19 protein-coding genes are annotated in these 19,176 nt (G+C 55.8%); 6 read left to right on the plus strand and 13 right to left on the minus strand.

Going from position 1 to position 19,176, the window contains the following annotated elements; translation table 11 throughout:
- Window positions 1-26: 26 nt before the first annotated feature.
- From CKX93_RS00340 to ettA, 3 genes are read left to right on the plus strand one after another with little or no spacing between them, the layout of a single operon-like run.
- The gene (locus CKX93_RS00340; protein WP_076754252.1) at window positions 27-953 is read left to right on the plus strand and encodes an ABC transporter ATP-binding protein; all 927 of its coding nucleotides are present in this window, start codon (window positions 27-29) and stop codon (window positions 951-953) included.
- Complete coding sequence (locus CKX93_RS00345) at window positions 950-1,729, plus strand: ABC transporter permease (protein WP_076754254.1); 780 nt, start codon at window positions 950-952, stop codon at window positions 1,727-1,729. Before CKX93_RS00340 ends, CKX93_RS00345 begins: the two co-directional genes overlap by 4 nt.
- A gap of 54 nt (window positions 1,730-1,783) precedes the next feature.
- Entirely contained in the window at window positions 1,784-3,451 is a 1,668-nt protein-coding gene (ettA, locus tag CKX93_RS00350) for an energy-dependent translational throttle protein EttA (protein ID WP_076754256.1), read from the plus strand.
- A 16-nt stretch (window positions 3,452-3,467) separates the two neighbouring features.
- Here the strand turns inward: ettA and CKX93_RS00355 are convergent, their stop codons facing one another.
- The 4 genes from CKX93_RS00355 to alaC all read right to left on the minus strand — a co-directional run bounded on the left by CKX93_RS00355 (window position 3,468) and on the right by alaC (window position 7,827).
- The gene (locus tag CKX93_RS00355; protein ID WP_143339898.1) at window positions 3,468-3,953 is read right to left on the minus strand and encodes a bacteriohemerythrin; all 486 of its coding nucleotides are present in this window, start codon (window positions 3,951-3,953) and stop codon (window positions 3,468-3,470) included.
- 132 nt (window positions 3,954-4,085) lie between these two features.
- Window positions 4,086-5,225 carry a threonine synthase gene (gene thrC / locus CKX93_RS00360; protein ID WP_076754259.1) on the minus strand — a complete coding sequence of 380 codons (1,140 nt, stop codon included), beginning with the start codon at window positions 5,223-5,225 and terminating at the stop codon, window positions 4,086-4,088.
- A gap of 24 nt (window positions 5,226-5,249) precedes the next feature.
- Window positions 5,250-6,569, minus strand: a complete 1,320-nt coding sequence (locus CKX93_RS00365) for a homoserine dehydrogenase (RefSeq protein ID WP_076754261.1) — start codon at window positions 6,567-6,569, stop codon at window positions 5,250-5,252.
- 58 nt (window positions 6,570-6,627) lie between these two features.
- Window positions 6,628-7,827 (minus strand): alanine transaminase, encoded by a 1,200-nt coding sequence (alaC, locus tag CKX93_RS00370; protein ID WP_076754262.1) that lies wholly within the window; start codon window positions 7,825-7,827, stop codon window positions 6,628-6,630.
- 121 nt (window positions 7,828-7,948) lie between these two features.
- On the opposite strand from alaC, the gene CKX93_RS00375 reads away from it, so the two are divergent.
- On the plus strand, window positions 7,949-8,326 hold the full coding sequence (locus CKX93_RS00375; RefSeq protein WP_076754264.1) for an Mth938-like domain-containing protein: 378 nt from the start codon (window positions 7,949-7,951) through the stop codon (window positions 8,324-8,326).
- Window position 8,327: 1 nt separating this feature from the next.
- On the opposite strand, the gene rpoS is transcribed toward CKX93_RS00375, so the two are convergent.
- From rpoS to surE, 5 genes are read right to left on the minus strand one after another with little or no spacing between them, the layout of a single operon-like run.
- Window positions 8,328-9,257, minus strand: a complete 930-nt coding sequence (gene rpoS, locus CKX93_RS00380; protein ID WP_234982759.1) for an RNA polymerase sigma factor RpoS — start codon at window positions 9,255-9,257, stop codon at window positions 8,328-8,330.
- A gap of 30 nt (window positions 9,258-9,287) precedes the next feature.
- Window positions 9,288-10,040, minus strand: coding sequence for a peptidoglycan DD-metalloendopeptidase family protein (locus CKX93_RS00385; RefSeq protein WP_234982760.1), 753 nt, complete (start codon window positions 10,038-10,040; stop codon window positions 9,288-9,290).
- Between the two features lie 3 nt (window positions 10,041-10,043).
- Window positions 10,044-10,628, minus strand: a complete 585-nt coding sequence (locus tag CKX93_RS00390) for a YqaA family protein (protein ID WP_076754266.1) — start codon at window positions 10,626-10,628, stop codon at window positions 10,044-10,046.
- Window positions 10,625-11,260, minus strand: coding sequence for a protein-L-isoaspartate(D-aspartate) O-methyltransferase (locus tag CKX93_RS00395; protein ID WP_076754268.1), 636 nt, complete (start codon window positions 11,258-11,260; stop codon window positions 10,625-10,627). The genes CKX93_RS00390 and CKX93_RS00395 overlap by 4 nt, the downstream gene beginning before the upstream one ends.
- A 26-nt stretch (window positions 11,261-11,286) precedes the next feature.
- Complete coding sequence (gene surE / locus CKX93_RS00400; RefSeq protein WP_076754269.1) at window positions 11,287-12,042, minus strand: 5'/3'-nucleotidase SurE; 756 nt, start codon at window positions 12,040-12,042, stop codon at window positions 11,287-11,289.
- A gap of 60 nt (window positions 12,043-12,102) precedes the next feature.
- Between surE and CKX93_RS00405 the strand changes: the two genes are divergently transcribed.
- Window positions 12,103-12,645: a Smr/MutS family protein gene (locus tag CKX93_RS00405; protein ID WP_076754271.1), complete on the plus strand. Its 543-nt coding sequence runs from the start codon at window positions 12,103-12,105 to the stop codon at window positions 12,643-12,645.
- Between the two features lie 57 nt (window positions 12,646-12,702).
- A complete protein-coding gene (locus tag CKX93_RS00410; protein WP_076754273.1) occupies window positions 12,703-13,428 on the plus strand; it encodes a Crp/Fnr family transcriptional regulator in 726 nt (241 codons plus the stop codon).
- Here the strand turns inward: CKX93_RS00410 and truD are convergent, their stop codons facing one another.
- The 4 genes from truD to relA are packed head-to-tail and all read right to left on the minus strand — an operon-like array spanning window position 13,429 to window position 19,176.
- Complete coding sequence (gene truD / locus CKX93_RS00415) at window positions 13,429-14,415, minus strand: tRNA pseudouridine(13) synthase TruD (protein ID WP_076754275.1); 987 nt, start codon at window positions 14,413-14,415, stop codon at window positions 13,429-13,431.
- Window positions 14,412-15,092: a tRNA (adenosine(37)-N6)-threonylcarbamoyltransferase complex dimerization subunit type 1 TsaB gene (gene tsaB, locus CKX93_RS00420; protein ID WP_076755170.1), complete on the minus strand. Its 681-nt coding sequence runs from the start codon at window positions 15,090-15,092 to the stop codon at window positions 14,412-14,414. Before tsaB ends, truD begins: the two co-directional genes overlap by 4 nt.
- Window positions 15,073-17,004 (minus strand): DNA repair helicase YoaA, encoded by a 1,932-nt coding sequence (locus CKX93_RS00425; protein ID WP_076754277.1) that lies wholly within the window; start codon window positions 17,002-17,004, stop codon window positions 15,073-15,075. The genes tsaB and CKX93_RS00425 overlap by 20 nt, the downstream gene beginning before the upstream one ends.
- Window positions 17,005-17,007: 3 nt before the next feature.
- Window positions 17,008-19,176: a GTP diphosphokinase gene (relA, locus tag CKX93_RS00430; protein ID WP_076754279.1), complete on the minus strand. Its 2,169-nt coding sequence runs from the start codon at window positions 19,174-19,176 to the stop codon at window positions 17,008-17,010.

Raw genomic sequence — 19,176 nt, forward strand, 5'->3', positions numbered from 1 at the left:
TCCGACTGTGTTAGCATCAGCGCCCTATGACCCCAGCCCTGCATATCGAAAACCTCACCAAGACCTACAAAAACGGTTTTGTGGCACTCAAAGGCATTGACCTGAACGTTCAGCCGGGAGAGTTCTACGCCCTACTCGGACCCAATGGTGCGGGAAAATCCACCACCATCAGTATCATTGCCTCGTTGGTGAATAAATCAGGCGGTCGCGTGTCAATTTTCGGGCATGACATCGATACCGATCTTTATGCCGCCAAATGCTGTTTGGGTTTGGTCCCTCAGGAGTTCAACTTCAACGTGTTTGAGCCGGTTGGCGAGATCTTGGTCAATCAAGCGGGCTATTACGGGATCCCTCGGCGGGAGGCCTGGAATCGAGCTGAGCGCTGGCTGAAAAAACTCGAGCTTTGGGATAAACGCAAAGAGATCGCGCGTAACCTCTCGGGAGGCATGAAGCGGCGTTTGATGATTGCTAGAGCTTTGGTGCATGAACCCAAGCTGCTCATCTTGGATGAGCCCACCGCCGGCGTGGATATTGAGGTTCGGCGCACCATGTGGGACTTTCTGCGCGAAATCAATCAAGCTGGCGTCACCATCATCCTCACCACGCACTACCTCGAGGAAGCCGAGAGCCTATGCCGCAAGATTGGCATCATCGATCACGGCCAAATCATTGAAAACACCAGCATGAAAGCCCTGCTGGCCAAACTGAACACGGAAACCTTCATCCTCGATCTGGAACAGGCCCTGCCAGCCTTACCGAGGCTGGCGCATCCGCATCGCCTGCGGCAAATCGATGAGCGGACTTTGGAAGCCGATGTGGATAAAGACATCAGCCTCAACACCTTGTTTATCGATCTTCAGCAAAGCGGCATTCAAGTGAGCAGCATGCGCAATAAAAGCAATCGACTGGAACAGTTGTTTTTGAAGATGCTAGACGGGAGCCGCAACCCATGAAGACGGCTGCTCATCTTAATTGGATTGCTTTTAAAACCATCCTAATCAAAGAGATACTGCGATTTTCTCGAATATGGGTTCAGACCATCCTGCCGCCCGTCATTACCATGGGACTGTATTTCATCATCTTTGGTGGGCTGATCGGCGCGCGTATTGGTGACATGGAAGGCATGCGCTACATGGACTTTATTGTCCCCGGACTGATCATGATGGCGGTAATTACTAACTCCTATGCCAACGTTGTGTCATCGTTTTTCTCCAGCAAGTTCCAACGCCATTTGGAAGAACTGCTGGTGTCGCCAGTACCCAATAATCTCATCATCCTGGGATTCATCGGCGGTGGTGTGGCGCGTGGCTTGGCCGTGGGTTTGGCGGTCACTTTGGTATCGCTGTTTTTCAGCCCATTCACCGTACACAACCTTCCGGTGATGATCTCGGTGGTGGTATTGACTGCGATCCTATTTTCCCTAGCGGGTTTGATTAATGCGGTGTTCGCCAAAAGCTTTGACGACATCGCTATTGTGCCCACTTTTGTGCTCACCCCACTGACCTACTTAGGCGGCGTGTTTTACTCGATTAGCTTACTGCCCGAGTTTTGGCAGAACGTCTCGATGGTTAATCCCATCCTCTATATGGTCAATGCCTTCCGTTATGGGATTTTAGGAGTGACGGACTTCGATCTGGTCATCTCTTATGGCATCATTTTGGGGTTTATTGCGCTGCTTTACACGATCGCGTACCAGCTGCTTAGTCGCGGAGTCGGCATTCGCAGCTAACTCTTGCAGATACCGCACTCAGCGGCTTCACCGGTTTTCAGACACAGGATTCACATGGCTCAGTACATCTACACCATGAACGGCGTGGGCAAAGTCGTCCCGCCGAAGAAAGAGATTCTCAAAGACATTTACCTGAATTTCTTCCCCGGCGCCAAGATCGGCGTTTTAGGATATAATGGCGCGGGCAAATCCACCCTATTGCGCATCATGGCGGGCGTCGACACCGACATTATCGGCGAGGCCAGGCCCCAACCCGGTATTCACGTCGGCTACCTGCCCCAGGAGCCGCAGCTGGATGACAGCAAAGATGTGCGCGGCAATGTCGAAGACGGTCTGGGTGAGATCAAACAAATCGTTGATCGCTTTAACGCCATCTCCGAAACCTTTGCCGATCCGGATGCCGATTTTGATACCCTCCTGGCAGAACAAGCAGAATTACAGGACAAGATCGATGCTGCGGGCGCCTGGGATCTAGATCGCAAGCTGGAAGTCGCGGCCGATGCCCTGCGTCTGCCCCCTTGGGATGCCGATGTCAGCAAGCTCTCTGGTGGCGAACGCCGGCGAGTCGCCTTATGTCGTTTGCTGCTGTCAGCGCCTGACATGCTGATTCTCGATGAGCCCACCAACCACCTGGACGCCGAGTCTGTGGCCTGGCTGGAGCGCTTTCTTTCTGAGTTCTCAGGGACAGTGGTGGCCGTCACCCATGATCGTTACTTCTTGGATAATGTCGCTGGTTGGATTTTGGAGCTGGATCGCGGCCAAGGCATTCCTTGGGAGGGCAATTATTCCTCTTGGCTGGAGCAAAAGGAAAAACGTCTGGCCATTGAAGAGAAACAAGAATCCGCGCGGCGCAAGAATATGGAAGCCGAACTGGAGTGGGTACGCAGCAACCCCAAAGGTCGCACCGCCAAGAGCAAAGCGCGCTTAAAGCGTTTCGAAGAGCTCTCCTCAGCCGACTATCAAAAGCGCTCAGAGACCAAGGAAATCTATATTCCGCCGGGTCCTCGCTTGGGCGATGTGGTGGTGGAACTCGACGGCGTGTCAAAATCCTTTGGCGATCGCCTGCTATACGAAAACCTCAGCTTTTCTCTGCCTCGCGGTGGCATTGTCGGCGTCATCGGCCCCAATGGCGTGGGTAAGTCGACGCTATTTCGCATGATAGTGGGTCAAGAAACCCCCGATCAGGGCACGATTCGTATCGGCGATACGGTCGACGTGGCGTATGTCGATCAAAGCCGAGATGCCTTGGCAGACGCAAAGACCGTCTGGGAGGAAATCTCCAATGGCCAAGACATTATTCAAGTGGGTAACTATCAAATGCCCTCACGGGCTTATGTAGGCCGGTTCAACTTCAAAGGCTCGGATCAGCAAAAACGCATGAAAGACCTCTCCGGCGGCGAACGCAACCGGGTGCACTTGGCTAAGCTGCTTAAATCTGGTGGTAACTTGCTGCTGCTCGACGAACCCACCAATGACTTGGACGTGGAAACGCTGCGTGCGCTAGAGGAAGCCTTACTCGACTTTCCCGGTAGCGCTGTGGTGATTTCGCATGATCGCTGGTTCTTAGACCGCATCGCCACACACATGCTGGCCTTTGAGGAGGACGGCAATGTTGTCTTCTTTGAAGGGAACTACCAGGATTACGAGGAAGACCGCAAGAAACGCCTAGGCTCTGACGCCGATCAGCCGCACCGCATCAAATACCGCAAGATAGACGCCTAAACCAGCCGGGCCTAGATCAGACGGGGCGCTTTTTCTGCGTCACTACCCAGCACTGATCACAGGGTTTATTTTCGCTGACTGGGTTAGCTTCGAGGAACTTGGCGGTGGCCTTGTCCATGGTGGAGCAGTGCTTGTGGTACCAAGGCACGAATTCATCCAGAAAACGGCTTTTTAAGCCCTGTAGGCTGATTACACCCGCGTCCAAGTCGTCAACATAGCCAACCAGCTCTTCTAAGCGCTGATCGTGTTCCTGTTTATGGATCGGCAGAGGTGAATAGCCAGCGCGCTGCATCTCCAGCTCTTCATGACGAAAATGCTGCCGGCTATGCTCAATAAAATCGCGCAAATCGCGGCGCAGCCCCGGCGGCTCAGGGTCTGCATCTACCAAGCCTTCCAAGCTACCGACGATACGATCCAATAGCGCAAAGGCCTCTTCGTGGTCATCATCCATGAAGTCAACGCCTACTGCCGGCAGGCGTTCGAGAGTTTCTTTGTCGCTCATGGTCTTAAGACCTCGGATGCGCTGGTGGTTGTGTTAAACGATAGCATAACTTGGGTTGCTATCAAGCAGATTTAGATCAATTCTAAGTTTGCACAGTCCCAGCCGATTGTTCGATCTCATGGTTCGGTTGATCTACAGATTAGCCAGAATCGCTTGCTCCACCGCGCCGCGTTCCGCTTTCACCACAATAGGCGCACGACTGGACTGAGCAATAGCAGTATCAGGATCTTTCAACCCATGACCAGTGAGCGTACAAACGATGCTCGAACCCTCGGCAATGCGCCCAGACTCTAAGTCCTGTAAAACACCCGCTAGTGAGGTAGCCGAGGCCGGCTCACAAAAGACGCCCTCTTTCTCGGCGAGCAACTTTTGCGCCGCTAAAATCGCCTCATCCGAGCACTCATCAAACCAACCGCCGGATTCCTCTTTGACTTTCCAGGCATGGACCCAGCTCTGCGGGTGTCCAATGCGAATGGCGGTTGCCACCGTCTCGGGCTGATCCACCATCTCTCCGCGCATAAACGGCGCGCTGCCGGCCGCTTGATAACCGACCATCACCGGTCGATTGCCCGTGACAGCACCGCCAGCGAATTTGCAATGCCCCTGACAAAAAGCACAGGCCTCGGTGACATGATCTCCCGAGCCGCTGGTGTACTCGCAATAGCCAATCCAATGGGCGGTGATATTGCCGGCATTGCCGACCGGCAAACTATGATAATCCGGTGCCCGCCCCAGCTCTTCAATAATTTCAAAAGCCGCGGTTTTCTGGCCCTGGAGACGATAAGGATTCACCGAATTCACAATCGTCACAGGTGCACTTTCCGCGACTTCTTTTACCAAGCGCATACCGTCATCAAAATTGCCCTGGATTTGAATCACCACCGAACCATGCATCATCGCTTGGGCCAGCTTTCCCTGAGCAATCTTGCCCTCAGGAATGACTACAAATGCCGTGATACCGGCGCGAGCCGCATAGGCTGCTGCTGCTGCCGAGGTATTACCCGTTGAGGCGCAAATAATCGCTTTAGAGCCCGCGTTTACCGCTTGAGTGACAGCCATGGTCATGCCCCGGTCCTTAAACGAGCCGGTTGGATTCAAGCCTTCATATTTGACGTAGATATCGACGTCTTTACCAATGGCGCGCGGCACATTCTGTAAGCGAATTAGGGGGGTATTACCCTCCCCCAGAGAAATCACGCGATCATCATCGCGAATCGGCAAACGATCACGATAACGATCAATCAGGCCGGTATAACGGGAGCGAAAACTCATTCGATTCTCTCAAAGCTCGTCGGTTTAGGGCTGTTTTAACAGCTCAAGGCGAATGCGGGTTACAGGACGAATCACGCTAGTCAATTCTTGGATGCGTTCAATGGCCTGGTTCATATTACCCTCACGCACACGCTGGGTGAGCATAATGACATCCGCTGCATCATCATCATCATCATCCGGCTCCTGCTGGCGAATGGCTTCGATGCTGATCTCATGATCCGCCAAGATGCGCGTAATATCCGCCATCACGCCGGTGCGATCCTGCACCCTCAGGCGCAGGTAGAACGCCGTCTCCACCTCATCAATGGGCAGAATCGCAATATCCGACAGCGCATCGGCTTGGAAAGCCAGGTGCGGCACACGATTTTCCGGATCCGTGGTCATCGCCCGCACCACATCCACCAAATCCGCCACCACCGCCGAGGCAGTGGGGTCAGACCCCGCGCCGGCGCCGTAATAAAGGGTCGGACCCACGGCATCACCCCAGACCAGCACCGCATTCAATACGCCGTCCACATTCGCGATCAAACGGCGCTCAGGAATCAAAGTCGGATGGACACGCAACTCAATGCCGGCAGGCGTGCGGCGCGCCACGCCCAAATGTTTAATACGATACCCGAGAGCATTGGCATAGCTCACATCTTCGCGCGAGATGGCGGAAATACCTTCGGTATATACCTTGTCGAATTGTAGCGGCACGCCAAAGGCAATCGATGCCAAAATGGTGAGCTTATGGGCCGCATCAATGCCCTCAATATCGAAGGTCGGATCCGCCTCGGCATAACCCAGGGATTGCGCCTCAGCCAGCACATCAGCAAAGTCCCGGCCCTTATCGCGCATTTCCGTGAGGATGAAGTTGCCCGTGCCATTAATGATCCCGGCCAGCCACTCAATGCGGTTACCCGCCAAACCTTCGCGAATCGCTTTGATGATCGGGATGCCGCCGGCCACCGCCGCCTCAAAAGCTACCATCACGCCTTTTTCTTGGGCTTTGGCGAAAATCTCATTGCCGTGCAAAGCGATCAAGGCTTTATTGGCGGTGACGACATGCTTGCCCTGCTCAATGGCCGCCAAAACCAGCTCGCGGGCGGGGCTTAAGCCGCCAATCAACTCGACGACAATATCGATCTCGGGGTCATTCACCACCGCGGCGGCATCTTCAGTGAGACGCACACCGCGCAGATCTAAATCACCCAGATCATTGAGGTTACGGGCGGCTGCGTGGGTAATTTTGATACCGCGACCGGCACGACGGGCAATCTCATCATGATTGCGCGCCAAGACGCGCACCGTGCCACTACCAACGGTACCCAAGCCCAGCAGGCCAACGTTTACGGGTTGCAAAAGAAACGCTCCTTCAAACCTCAAAGCGCCGGATTATATCGCATCGGCGCGGCCATGATCAGGCCGTCTTCCCCAACTTCTCATCGGCGCGGAACATGGCCTTAATACCGCGCAGAGCCTGTCGGGTCCTATGTTCATTTTCGATCAAGCCAAAGCGCACATGATCATCGCCATAACTGCCAAACCCAATGCCTGGAGAGACGGCCACATGGGCGTCACGCAGCAATTTTTTAGAGAACTCCAAGGAGCCCATTTCCCGATACTGCGGCGGGATAGGCGCCCATACAAACATCGTCGCCTTGGGTTTTTCCACCGACCAACCCAGTGCATTTAGGCCATCACACAACACATCTCGGCGCCGCAGATACAACTGGCGAATCTCTTCCACGCAGTCCTGAGGCCCTTCCAAAGCAGCAATCGCGGCCACCTGAATCGGCGTAAAAGTGCCGTAATCCAGATAGGATTTTATGCGCCCCAAGGCATCCACCAGCGTGGGATTACCCACCATAAAGCCCACGCGCCAACCGGGCATATTGTAGCTTTTGGAGAGCGTGTAAAACTCCACCGCCAAGTCTTTAGCGCCCGGAACTTGCAAAATCGATGGTGCTTTATAACCGTCAAACACAATCTCGGCATAAGCCAAATCGTGCACCACCCAAATTTTGTGCTCGCGGGCAATGGCCACGACTTTCTCAAAGAAATCCAATTCCACACACTGCGTTGTTGGGTTGCCGGGGAAGTTAAGGATCAACATTTTCGGCTTGGGCCAAGAATCGGTGATCGCACGCTCCAATTCGGCAAAGAAATCCACCTCAGGAATCATCGGCACATGACGAATATCGGCGCCAGCGATGACGCAGCCGTAGGGATGAATGGGATAAGCGGGATTGGGGACTAGCACCGCATCACCCGGGCCTAGCGTGGCTAGGGCCAAATGCGCCAAGCCCTCTTTTGAGCCAATGGTGACTATGGCTTCGGACTCGGGATCCAGCTCGACGTCATAGTTCTCTTGATACCAACGCGTCACCGCTCGACGCAGGCGCGGAATACCCTTGGACATCGAATAGCGATGCGTGTCGCCGCGCTGCGCTACCTCAACCAGCTTATCGACAATATGACTGGGCGTCGGCTGATCGGGATTTCCCATGCCAAAATCGATGACATCCTCGCCTCGAGCCCGTGCTTTAGCCTTGAGCTCATTGACAATGGCAAACACATAGGGCGGCAGGCGCTTGATACGAGGAAATTCTTCAATCACAGGGGCGGATTCGTCAGGGTAGAGGAGCAAGGGAAAACAACCGCCGACAATAAAGGGGCATTGCCAGACTGTCAATCAGCTGGCTTGCCATCCGCGCCCCGCTCACGTTAGTTTTGAGCGCATGAAACTCTCACTAGACATTGGCGATGGCAACTACGTCATTACTGGCTACGAACCGGGCGTGGTATACATTAATGCCACGGCCTATCGGCAAAACCTGTTGATCACCCCTGAAAACCTCTACACCGAATGGTCCCTAGGGCCGCTGGCAGACCTGCAAGTCTCAGCCTTCGACTGTCTGCGACCCCAGCTTCCCGATGTCCTATTGCTGGGCACTGGTACCCGCCTGCGCTGGCCCGATCGCAAATTATTACCCACCTTGAGAGAAGCCGGTGTCGGACTGGAAGTCATGGATACTGCTGCGGCTTGTCGCACCTATAACATCCTCATGGCTGAGGGACGCACGGTGGCCGCCGGCTTGATCCTTGAAGAGGCGTGATTTAAGACTTCAGCAAGTTCTCACCGGAAAACCCATTGTTCTCCATCAACTTGCGCAGGCGCTTCAAGCCATCTAACTGAATCTGCCGCACCCGCTCGCGCGTTACCCCTAGTGCGACACCGACTTCTTCCAAGGTCGCGGTCTCGTGCCCTTGCAGGCCGAATCGGCGCACCAGCACCTCGCGTTGTTTTTCATCAAGTTCTTGCAAACACTGCTCAATCCAGTGAATCAAGGCCTCATCCTGCAACAAATCATCGGGTTCAGGGGTTTGTTCATCGGCCAGCAAGTCCAGCAAGGGATGCTCGCCATCGCGACCCACCGGCACATCTACCGAGCTGACCTTCTCGGACAGCTGCAGCAGGCGTGAGATCTCATCAATGGGCTTATCCAAATAGCGCGCCACTTCCTCAGGGCTGGGCTCACGATCCAACAGCTGTGCTAGATGACGGGCGGCGCGCAAATAGATATTGAGTTCCTTCATCACATGAATGGGCAAGCGAATGGTGCGTCCCTGATTCATAATGGCGCGCTCGATGGTCTGGCGAATCCACCAAGTCGCATAGGTCGAAAAGCGAAAGCCGCGCTCGGGATCGAACTTTTCAACCGCCCGCATCAGCCCCAAGTTGCCCTCCTCAATGAGATCCAACAAAGCCAAACCGCGATTCATATAGCGGCGCGCAATCTTCACCACCAGGCGCAGATTGCATTCAATCATCTTGGCTCGGCCCGCCGCATCGCCTTGCTGGGCAAGCCGCGCGTAGTGAACTTCCTCCTCGGCGGTGAGCAGCGTGGAAAACTCGATTTCACTCAAATACAGCCGGGTGGCGTCCAACTCACCTCGAGGAGCGTCTTGTGGCAAGCTCGGCAGCTCATCCTCCGAGCCAGCGCCCGACGACCCCTTACCCTGCTTCTCCTCTGCATCCTCGTACACCGCCAGTCTCCTGTGTACCGCTTCGTGGTTTTAGCGGCGCGGCAAAAAGCGCAGTGGATCTACCGGTCTGCCATCCTCACGAATCTCAAAATGCAACATGTGGCGGTCTGTTCCGGTATCACCCAAAAGCGCAATCTCTTGCCCCGCGCTCACCCTATCCCCTTCATTAACGAGGATTTTTTCGTTGTGTGCATACGCACTTAAGTAGCGCGCATCGTGCTTGATGATAATAAGTCGGCCATATCCGACAAGTCCACTCCCGCTATAAACCACTTCACCTTCTGCCGCTGCGCGCACCGGCTGCCCAGGTTGACCGGCGATCCCAATCCCGCGACGGGCAGCAGAACCCTCACTGGGAAAACCACGAATCACCTGCCCCTGTGTCGGCCACTGCCAGCTCACATTGCCGCGATACGGAGTACTGGGCGCCGGAGCTGGACGCGCCGCCGGTGCCGGCGTCGCTGCAGGCTGACGGTCTCGTTGCGCAGTTTGTTGTGGCCTTTGCGGCGTCGGTTGCGATGGCGCACGAGCCACTGGCGCTGCACCCGTAGGTGGGGTTACTCGGATGCGTTGGCCTGCATAAATCGTATAAGGCGGCCGAATACCGTTCCAAGCCGCCAGTTCCTGCCACTGCACACCATAGCGAAATGAAATGGAATATAGCGACTCATTCTGCCGCACCAAATGTTCACCCGCACGGAACGCACGCACACTCTCCGGAGGCAACGCACAGCCAACAATGACAAGGGATAAAAAAATAATGATGGCAAAGCGCATCCACATGGCTTAACTCAGCGTGTAGTACACCAACAAAGCTAGGACCAAAACCAAGACACTCAACCAACCGATCCATTCCATGTAGGGACGGATCTTGGGCTCAATTTTGGGTCCAGCCCAGCTAACCAAGAAAGCCACAGCATAGAAGCGCGCGCCCCGACCAATCAAAGAGGCAATCACAAACGGCAGAAAGGCCATGGACAGTGCCCCGGCGGCAATCGTGAACACCTTGTAAGGAATGGGCGAGAAACCCGCTACCAACACCACCCAAACGCCCCAAATCGCAAACCACTCAATCGCCAAGTTCAGAGCATCCTCTTGGCCCATTTGACCAATCCACGGCGTCAACGCTTCAATCGCGAGATAACCCAAGACATACCCCAACACACCGCCCAAAACGGAAAATACTGTGGTGATGGTCGCCAAAGTCAGCGCTTTGTGGGGCCGTGCCAAAGCCATCGGCGCCAGCATGACATCGGGGGGTATGGGGAAAAATGAGGACTCGGCAAAAGACAGTCCGGCCAAATAGCGTGGCCCGTAGCGGTGCCTGGACCATTGCAGTACCCGATCGTAAAGCGGTCCGAACACCTTCATGCGATAGCCCCAGGAAGCAGTGGCACAAAACTCACCGCTCCCAAATCCTGTTTCTCAAAACCCTGATCGGTTTTCACCAAGCGGATCAAATTTTGTCGTCCGGCGGCGCCAACGGGGGCTAACAGCTGCCCCCCCAGGGTCAATTGATCCAACAACGCTGCAGGCACTTCCACTGGGGCCGCTGTCAACAAGATCACGTCATATGGCGCATCCTCAGGCCAGCCACCAAAGCCATCGACATGGCGCAGGCTGACATTATCCAGCTTGAGCACGTTCAGCACCTCACGTGCTTGTCTTTGCAGCGGTCGAATTCGCTCTAGGCTAACCACCCGCGGTACCAGCTGTGCCAACACCGCGGCTTGATAGCCAGAGCCAGTGCCAATCTCCAGCACTTTTTGTGGTTGCCCTCGCTGCAAACATGCCTCGGTCATGCGTGCCACAATATAGGGCTGCGAAATCGTCTGTTCGTAACCAATCGGCAGAGGCGTGTTGTCGTAGGCCCGATGGGCCAAGCCCTCCTCAACAAACAAGTGCCGGGGCGTGGTGCGCATCACCTCGAGCACCCGCGCATCATGAATCCCCATATCCTTAAGCTGACGCACCATCCGATCACGCGAACGCTGCGACGTCATCCCCAAACCTGACGTGGGCGATGCGCTCACTCAGACTCCTCGGTTAACCAACGACTGACCACATCAATGGCCTCATAACGCGTCAAATCCACTTGGATGGGCGTGATCGAGACATAACCATGGCGCACCGCGTAAAAGTCCGTACCCAAACCCGCATCTTGTTCCTCACCGGCAGGACCCACCCAATAAATCGGCAGACCGCGCGGGTCGGCGCTGCGGGTCACCGGCTCAGCTCTATGCCGATGTCCCAAACGAGTGGCTTGGTAGCCCTTGATTTGGTCGCGCGGCAGATCCGGAACATTGATGTTTAAAATCGTATCGGAAGGCAGAGGAATACGGCTTAATCGGTCCAGTAATTCCAAAACAATTTGTGCGGCGGTTTCAAAATGTCGCCCTTCTTGCGTCATGGCCAAGGACACGGCCATGGCCGGCAACCCGAGGAAACGCCCTTCCATGGCGGCAGCCACCGTCCCCGAATACAACACATCATCACCCATGTTTGCGCCAGAGTTGATCCCCGAGATCACCATATCCGGCTCGTTCTCGAGTAACCCCGTGATGGCAAGGTGCACACAATCGGTAGGCGTGCCATCAACGCGCACATCGCCATTATCCAAAACCAGGGCCCTTAAGGGTCGCGTCAGGGTCAAAGAGTTACTGGCGCCGCTGCGATCACGATCCGGTGCAACCACGTCAATTTCAGCGCGCTTACGCAGCGCCTTCGCTAAAGTTTGCAGGCCGGGCGCGTGCACGCCATCATCATTGCTGAGCAGAATGCGCATAGCTGTCCATCGATTGAATCAGGGCGCCAATATACTGGAAAACCCGGGGCAAAAGCAGTCATGAGCAAAGATGAATCCGTGGATGATAACGATCCTCGCCTGTTTTTCGAGGCGGTCGGCAAGGTGCAACCCGTGCATGACGATCGTGCGCCGCTGCGCTCTGCGCCGCCGCCACCCAAGCCTCGACAAAAGGCTTTGGATGCCCAGGCGGCGCTTCAGGCTCTGGCCCAGCACCCCTTTGCCGTCACCGATGTACAGCCCGGAGATGAGGTCAGCTATGCCCGCCAAGGCTTAAAGCGCGGCGTGTTGAAAAAGCTGCGGCGCGGCGAATATCGACTCGATGGCGAATTGGACCTTCACGGCTTATCCGCTTGGCAGGCAGAACAGGCCCTAGCGCTATTTTTTAGCGAGGCCTTGGCCGAGGGCTTACGCTGTCTGCGCGTCATTCATGGCAAAGGGCTGCGCTCCAAAGCCGGTGGGCCGGTGCTTAAAAGCCTTACCACAGGCTGGCTGCTGCGTCGTGATGATGTGGTGGCGTTTTGTTCGGCGCCACCGGCCATGGGAGGAACTGGTGCAGTCTTGGTTTTACTCAAGGGAAAATGAAAAAACTTGGGTTAAAATTGGGATAAATCAAAAGTAAACCTCCCCATGCGAACGCCGATGCCTACACCTAAGAATTCTATCGAACCCCTGGGTCCTGTATTGGATAACAACTGCATGCGCTGTCCGGTGCGTGAGGTCAGCCTGTTTGGCGCCCTGCCCCTAGAAATTGTCGAGCAATTAAATAACCCGGCAGAGCATCAACTATTGCCCTCAGGTCAAGTGATTTATCGAGAAGATGCCGCCTCTGACGCGGCCTACACGCTCAAAGATGGCGTCATCAAACTGACTCGGCGCGCTAATGGCAAAGATCAGATCCTGCGCTTGATTACCCAGGGCGACGTGATGGGCGCTGAAGGCCTCTTAACGGGCCACTACAACCACACGGCGACAGCGCTCACCCCCGTGCAAGTCTGTCGCTTGCCGATTCCAGTGTTAAAGCGTCTGCAAGACGAGCATCCCATCATGAACCATGCGCTGTTAGCGCGGTGGGCATCAGCCCTGCAACAAGTCGAGAATCTTGCCCTAGAAATTGGCACGAAAAAAGCCGGCGCACGGCTGGCCGCATTCCTGCTCTATTGGAGCGGTCGCTTCGGTCATGAAGACAGCCTACCCCTACCCTTATCACGTGCCGAAACCGGCGAGCTGTTGGGCCTGACCATCGAGACCGTGAGCCGGTTTTTTGCGGATTTCAAACGCCGTGGCTACGTCAAAGAAAAATCAGGCCGCATCACGATTATGGACGCCAAAGCCTTAGAGGCGATTAGCCAAGGCCAGAGTCACTAGCTAATGCGTCTGCGCGAATTGGCTGATAACGCTGGTAGCGTATGCCCCGGCGGGTAATCTGAAGGCCAGCCTCAGGGTGTTTGTCCCCTCGCGAGCCCAAGTCAGGTCATGCACCGGCACGCGGAAACTGCGCCGCTCCTGTTTTAGCCCGGCTTGACACAGCCCTTCTGTGAATAACGCGAATTGATCAGCGATGCGCAATTCCCGGACATGCACATCTGCCTCGCTGGGTGGCAGCCCGCAGCCCCACAGCGGCCCCGAAGGATGAATATCGAATGCCGCAATGCGGCTTACGATCTCCGCATCCGGATGCTGACACACGAAAAAACTCCCTGAGCCCTCTAGCTGCATGACATCACCGACAAGGGCCTGATCCCAAGTGTCTTCGTCGACCCGCTGTTGCAACACCGCATTAAAAATCGCCGAGCGCGCCGCCGAGAGATACAAACCTCGGCGTTTTTTGTCTTTGACCTGAATCCGTCCCTCAAATAAAGCGCGCGCTTGTTGCAAATTACCGCCATCGCGGCCAAAGCGCTGCGCGCCGAAGAAATTAGGCATGCCGCGGAGGCGTATCTCGTTCAATTGCTGCTCCGCAGCCTCCCAGTCACCCGCGCACTCGCGCAAGCAGATCTCAAAGCGGTTGCCCCGCAAATGACCCACTCGAAGCTTGCGGTGATGGCGCCGCGCATTTAACACCCTGATCGCATCAGACAATCCGCTCCAATCAGGATCGGCTTGCCCCGGCAGATGCAGGCTAAACCATTGGCGCGTGACCGCCCGGCGATCTTTGAGTCCTGCGTAACCGATGTCTTTTTGCCGCAGCCCGGAGAGCCGAGCCAGAGCAGAAACCACATCCGAAGTATTCAGATCATGCTTTTCGATCCACAGCCAGAGGTGCTCGCCCTCACCGCTAGGCTCGGTAGCGGCGCACTCCTCCACCACAAAATCACTGAAAGACTGGCGCAGAATTGCCGAAAAGCCGCTCACCGAGTTTTCACCACTTGATCGCGAAGATAAACCGGCATGGCCTCATCGGCCGAGACCCCCAGGCCCTGGGCAAAATCTCGCACGGCCAAGCGCGCCACCTCATGCGCTCGAGGCAATAGATTTGCGGCCAGATTTTGAGGTTCTTGCCCCATTGAAGCAGCCAGCACCGCCCCATAAGTCTGCCAGCCGCGGCCAATGGCTTGATAAGCCTGGCCAGATTGATCAGCCAGCTGATCCGGCGCACTGACCTGCTCTGGGAGCGAACCGAGCATTGCCAAGCCCTCTACATCAGCGCCATACATCGCCCAGTATACCTCGCCCATGCGGGCGTCTAGCGCCGCCATCACCGGCAACTCAGGCGCCTGATCTAAGGCGCGTTGTGCCAGAGACGCCAGTGTAGACACGGGTACCACAGGCAGGTCTCGAGCAAACGCCACACCCTGGATCACCGCACACGCCATACGTAAACCGGTAAAAGCGCCAGGGCCCCGTCCGAAGGCGAGCGCATCAACAGCGCCCAAATCCACACCCGCCTCATCCAACACCGCCTGCATCATCGGCAAAATCAACCGGCCATGCGCCCGCGGGGCTTCTTGCTCGCGATGTAGGATCTCACCCTCACACCACAGCGCCGCTGAACAACCCTCGGTGGCAGTTTCAATAGCCAGCAGCTTCAAGCGCACCTCCGGACCGCAAAAATTGCGCTGCCGCTTGGCTGTCATTCAGCACAGGCATATTAGGTAGACTCTTAATGAATAATCGTCCATAAGATTTTGTTTTTATTCTTTTATCGCAAATCATTAACACCCCAAAGTCGCCCGGATCTCGAATCAATCTACCGGCGCCCTGCTTCAATAAGATCACCGCCTGCGGCATCTGCAAATGCGTGAAGGGATTCTCCCCTTTGGCCTGACAATCCGCCATACGCGCCTCCAATACGGGATCGCCAGGCGAGGCAAACGGCAGACGGTCAATCACCACCAGGGTTAGCGCCATACCGCGCACATCCACCCCTTCCCAAAAACTCTGCGAGCCCAACAACACGGCATTGCCCGCCTCACGAAAGCGCTGCAATAAAATCTGCCGCGGCGCTTCGTTTTGCACCAAGACGGGGCGATTGACTTGAGGCCGCAGCAGCTTGGCTGCTTCTTGCAAGGCGCGCAAACTGGTGAACAGCAAAAAGCTGCCGCCTGGATTAGCCTCAATCAGTGGCAGCGCCTCTTGTACCACTGCCGCGGTATGGCCAGGGTCATTGGGTTCGGGTAAGTGAGCGGGCAATAGCAGGCGCGCGCACTGCGGGTAATCAAAGGGACTTTCCAACATGAAAGTGCGCGCCTCGTGCAAACCGAGGCGACTGAGAAAATGCTGTACCCCACCACCCACCGAAAGCGTCGCGGACGTAAAAATCCAACAGGGCGTTAACGCCTGGCGATGCGTGGAAAAATGATTCGCCACATCCAAGGGCGTGGCATGCAGGGTAAAGCTGCGACTGAACGTCTCATACCACAGTACGCGACCCGACTGCGCCTCAGCAAAACGCGCCAGCCAAGCCAGATGCGCCTCAATACGCCGCGCGCAGGCCTCGAGGCCGCGGCCCCGCTCGCGAATGGGTGCTAACTGATCTCTCAACTGTTGCAGCGCTTCATGAAGCGCCTGATACGCCTGTACAATGGCCGATTGATCGGCAATATCTGCCCAGGGCCCGCGTGCCGGCAGCCCCTCTAAGGCCAGTCGAAAATCACGCACGGCTTTGCTCAAAGGATCGCCGGCATCACGCAGCTCCGGCATGTCGGGCGCCTCACTCAAGACCTCTTGAGTGACATCCCGCGCTAGGTCCGAAAGTTGGCGTGAGCCCAAATGCTCGCCGAAAAACTGCGTCGCTAGCTCCGGCAACTGATGCGCCTCATCGATAATAATCGCATCAGCCGTGGGCAGAAGCTCAGCAAAACCCGATTCACGTAGGCCCATATCGGCCAACAATAAGTGGTGATTAATCACCACGATATCGGCGTCTTGAGCTTTGCGCCGCGCGCGCAGCACCGGACAGCGGTCATATTCCGGACACTCCTGCCCCAAGCAATTATCAATGGTGGAGGTGATGCGCGGCCATAGCAGCGAATCCTCGGGAATATCCTCGAGCTCGGCAATGTCTCCACTTTGGGTTTGCTCCGCCCATTCCAGCGCCTGAGCCAGTTGTCCTTGCAGGGTTGGAGATAGACCTTTGGCCTCCATCTGCGTCATTTTCAGACGATGCGGACAGAGATAATTAGAGCGGCCCTTGAGCAAAGCCACCTCGACGCTCACACCCAGAGCGCGAGACACCAGCGGCAGATCCTTGTGAAACAGCTGGTCCTGCAAATGGCGTGTGCCGGTGGAGATAATCACCCGGCCCTGATGCGATAAAGCTGGCACCAAATACGCAAACGTTTTGCCCACACCAGTACCGGCTTCGACGATCAAACTGGCCCGATCAGCAATAGCTTGTTGTACCGCCTCGGCCATGTCTTGCTGTTCACCGCGGGGCGCAAAGCCGGCCAGACAATGCGCCAAAGGCCCTTCACGACTGAGTAACTGTCTTGCATCATCCATGATCTAGGTGTCCATCACGCGCTTGATCGCCAAAATATTGGCTAAGGCGCTGAGTTTATCCATTAAGCGGCTGAGTTGCCCGGTATCACTAATTTGCAGCGTTAAATCCATGCTCACGGTATTTTCCCGTCGGTCCGTATGGGTCTCGGCATCTAAGACATTCACGTTGGCATTAGCTAACACCAAAGTGACATCGCGTAACAGTCCTTGGCGATCAAAGGCATCGATATGTAGCTTAACGGGATAGGCTTGCGGCTCTTCTCCCCAGCTCACTTCGATCAGGCGCTGGCGCTTATCCGCTGGTAAGCGCAGGATATTGCGGCAATCGCGGCGATGAATACTCACGCCCTTACCTTGGGTGATAAAGCCAATCACCGCATCGCCGGGAACGGGATGACAACAACGCGCCATTTGCGTGAGCAGATTACCCACCCCTTGGATGCGAATACCTTTATCTGTGCTGGGCTCCTCACTCATCGGTTTGCGCCGGCGTTTCAGCAACGCCTCGTCCGAGGCCGGCGGTAATGGGACCTGCAAAGCCGCAGCTAACTGCGCTGAGCTAATATCCCCTGCCCCCAAAGCCACCAAGACATCTTCGGCGCTAGGCTGATTGAAGCGTTTTTGCAGGTCCGCCGGATCAGGCGCCGACACGCCCAAACGCTGCGCTTCGCGTTCCAATAAGGTCTTGCCTTCGGTGAGGTTGCGCTCTCTATCCTGTTGCCGAAACCAGCTACGCACCTTGCTGCGGGCTCTAGCGGTATGCAAAAAGCCCATATGCGGGCTCATCCAGTCACGCCGGGGCTCACCCGTACGGCTGGTGAGAATCTCAACCCGCTCGCCCGAACGCAGCGCATAAGTCAAAGGCACAATGCGGCCATTGACCTTAGCTCCCCGACACCGATGACCAATCTCCGTATGCACGGTGTAAGCAAAATCCAAAGGCGTCGACCCCTTGGGTAAATCCATGATGTCGCCATTGGGAGTTAGCACAAATACCCGGTCGTGGAATAACTCATAACGAAAGCTCTCGAGCAACTCGCGGTCATCCTCATCAGCCTCCAACAGCCGCCGCAATGAGGCAATGGCGCGGGTCAGAGCTTGATCCTCGCGACCACCCTCCTTGTAGCGCCAGTGCGCCGCCACCCCCAGCTCGGCAAAGGCGTCCATATCGTGGGTGCGAATTTGCACTTCCACCACCTTACCCTCAGGGCCCATCACCGCGGTATGCAGTGACTGATAGCCATTGTCCTTGGGATTGGCAATATAGTCATCAAACTCCCGCGGGATATGCTGCCAAAGGCTGTGCACCGCACCCAAAACCGCATAACAAGTAGAGACTCGATCGACGATAACGCGCACCGCGCGCAGATCGTAGAGCTCATCGAAAGCCAGATTCTTAAGCTGCATCTTTCGCCAGATGCTGTAGATGTGCTTGGGCCGTCCCAGGATTTCTCCTGCCACACCTTCCTCTTTTAAGGCGTTTTGCAGGCGCTCGGTGAACTGCTGGATATAGCGTTCGCGTTCGGTACGGCTCTCTTCCAGCTGTTTGGCAATGCTGCGATAGGCCTCAGGATCGATAATCCGCAGGGCCAAATCTTCCATCTCCCATTTCAGCTGCGCCACCCCGAGACGGTTGGCCAGCGGCGCAAAAATTTCCAAAGTCTCACGTGCAATAGCACAGGCAAATTCATTGGGCTCATCGGCCAGATGCCGCAAGTGCTGCAGGCGGTAAGCCAGCTTAATGAGCACTGCCCGCACATCATCCACCGTGGCCAAAAGCATTCGCCTTAGCCGCTCGGCCTGTTCAGGAGTGCTACCGACTTGGTTGGCCGAACGCTGCAAACTGGTCAGGCGCTGTACATTGAGCACCAAATTGGCAACAACCTCACCATAAGCGGCGCGCAGCTCCGCCTCATTCATCTCACCCGCCAGATAAGCGTCCAACAGCAGGGTGGCCACTAAGGTCTCTTGGTCCACACCCAGCAGCTTTAAGATCTCTGCCACATCCAAACAATGCGGCTGATGGCCAATACGCTCACGTGGCTCACAAGCCAGCTTCAAAGCCGGAGCCAAAAGTGCGTGACCTTCGCTCTCAGGCGCCGCAAACCGCTCCCTTAGCGTGCTAAGCGGCAACTCCGATAAAGGTGTTTTCAAATAGCGACTGTGACGCAT

Origin of the sequence: Ectothiorhodosinus mongolicus, from assembly GCF_022406875.1 — a bacterium.
Lineage (GTDB): Bacteria > Pseudomonadota > Gammaproteobacteria > Ectothiorhodospirales > Ectothiorhodospiraceae > Ectothiorhodospira > Ectothiorhodospira mongolica.

Excerpts from the sequence above, each read along its gene's own strand:
- CKX93_RS00340 (WP_076754252.1), top strand. The coding sequence starts at position 27 with ATGACCCCAGCCCTGCATATCGAAAACCTCACCAAGACCTACAAAAAC.
- CKX93_RS00345 (WP_076754254.1), top strand. The coding sequence starts at position 950 with ATGAAGACGGCTGCTCATCTTAATTGGATTGCTTTTAAAACCATCCTA.
- ettA (WP_076754256.1), top strand. The coding sequence starts at position 1,784 with ATGGCTCAGTACATCTACACCATGAACGGCGTGGGCAAAGTCGTCCCG.
- CKX93_RS00355 (WP_143339898.1), bottom strand. The coding sequence starts at position 3,953 with ATGAGCGACAAAGAAACTCTCGAACGCCTGCCGGCAGTAGGCGTTGAC.
- thrC (WP_076754259.1), bottom strand. The coding sequence starts at position 5,225 with ATGAGTTTTCGCTCCCGTTATACCGGCCTGATTGATCGTTATCGTGAT.
- CKX93_RS00375 (WP_076754264.1), top strand. The coding sequence starts at position 7,949 with ATGAAACTCTCACTAGACATTGGCGATGGCAACTACGTCATTACTGGC.
- CKX93_RS00385 (WP_234982760.1), bottom strand. The coding sequence starts at position 10,040 with ATGTGGATGCGCTTTGCCATCATTATTTTTTTATCCCTTGTCATTGTT.
- CKX93_RS00390 (WP_076754266.1), bottom strand. The coding sequence starts at position 10,628 with ATGAAGGTGTTCGGACCGCTTTACGATCGGGTACTGCAATGGTCCAGG.
- CKX93_RS00395 (WP_076754268.1), bottom strand. The coding sequence starts at position 11,260 with ATGACGTCGCAGCGTTCGCGTGATCGGATGGTGCGTCAGCTTAAGGAT.
- surE (WP_076754269.1), bottom strand. The coding sequence starts at position 12,042 with ATGCGCATTCTGCTCAGCAATGATGATGGCGTGCACGCGCCCGGCCTG.
- CKX93_RS00405 (WP_076754271.1), top strand. The coding sequence starts at position 12,103 with ATGAGCAAAGATGAATCCGTGGATGATAACGATCCTCGCCTGTTTTTC.
- CKX93_RS00410 (WP_076754273.1), top strand. The coding sequence starts at position 12,703 with ATGCCTACACCTAAGAATTCTATCGAACCCCTGGGTCCTGTATTGGAT.
- CKX93_RS00425 (WP_076754277.1), bottom strand. The coding sequence starts at position 17,004 with ATGGATGATGCAAGACAGTTACTCAGTCGTGAAGGGCCTTTGGCGCAT.
- relA (WP_076754279.1), bottom strand. The coding sequence starts at position 19,176 with ATGCGTCACAGTCGCTATTTGAAAACACCTTTATCGGAGTTGCCGCTT.